Origin of the sequence: Saccharomonospora halophila 8 (genome assembly GCF_000383775.1) — a bacterium.
GTDB lineage: Bacteria > Actinomycetota > Actinomycetes > Mycobacteriales > Pseudonocardiaceae > Saccharomonospora > Saccharomonospora halophila.
This window is the reverse complement of record NZ_KB912522.1, coordinates 3,630-4,650: the sequence shown is the minus strand read 5'-3', so window position 1 is coordinate 4,650 and position 1,021 is coordinate 3,630. Positions and strand designations below refer to the sequence as shown.

1 protein-coding gene and 1 pseudogene are annotated in these 1,021 nt (G+C 71.7%); both read right to left on the bottom strand.

Going from position 1 to position 1,021, the window contains the following annotated elements; translation table 11 throughout:
• Positions 1 to 269, bottom strand: a pseudogene (locus SACHA_RS25085) (M48 family metallopeptidase); the annotation flags it as partial.
• 17 nt (positions 270 to 286) lie between these two features.
• Positions 287 to 889, bottom strand: coding sequence for a LemA family protein (locus tag SACHA_RS0107770; protein ID WP_083935801.1), 603 nt, complete (start codon positions 887 to 889; stop codon positions 287 to 289).
• Positions 890 to 1,021: the final 132 nt, after the last annotated feature.

The window sequence follows — 1,021 nt, the reverse complement described above, 5'->3', positions numbered from 1 at the left end:
CCGCCGAGGCTGCGCGCCACCCGCTGCCCGCCGCCGCGGCGCAGCAGCAGCGTCCGCACCAGCGACGTCAGCCCGATCAGGGTGAGCGCGACGACGCTGACCGCCACCAGCGTGCCCACCGCCTCGGAGGTCGACGTCTGCCCCAGGCCGAACGCGAGCCACGCCGCGAGGTCGACCACGGCGACGATGCCGACCACCGCGGCCACGAACAGCCACACCAGCCGCGCGGACACCTTCCGCACGGCCTGTTGACGCTCGAAGAAGTTCATCGCCGACCCGCCGGCCTTCAGAACGACACGTCCGGCGCCTGCCGCTGCTCCGGCTCCTCGATGATCAGCGGTTCGGCGGGTCCGAAGTGGAACGCGCCGGCGAGCAGGTTCGTCGGGAACGTCTCCCGTTTGTTGTTGTAGGACAGCACCGCGTCGTTGTAGGCCTGCCGGGCGAAGGCGACCCGGTTCTCGGTGGAGGTCAGTTCCTCGGACAGCTGCGTCATGTTCTGACTGGCCTTGAGGTCCGGGTAGGACTCCGACACCGCCAGCAGCCGGCCCAGCGACTGCGTCAACGCGCTCTCCGCACCGGACAGTTCCTGCATCGCCCCCGGCTCGCCCGGGTTCGACCGGGCCTGCTCCTGCGCCTGCACCGCACCCGTCCGCGCGGCGGTCACCTGTTCGAGGGTCTGCTGTTCGTGCCGCAGGTACCCCTTGGCGGTCTCGACCAGATTGGGGATCAGGTCGTGCCGGCGCGTGAGCTGCACGTCGATCTGGGCGAAGGCGTTGTGGTAGTTGTTGCGGCGGCGCACCAGCCCGTTGTAGCCGGACACGGCCCAGGCCGCGAGCGCCACCACCACGACCACGAGCACCACGAGCACCACGACGGCTGCCGTTCCCACGGGTTCGCCTCCCTGAGGTCGGTGGAAACCCCAGCATAGGCGTGCCGGGCGCCCGGCGTGGTCCCGGCCACCTCCGGCGTGCCGCGCCCGGGGGTGCCGGGCGGGTGCGTGTCCGTGCTCCGCCGCCGACGC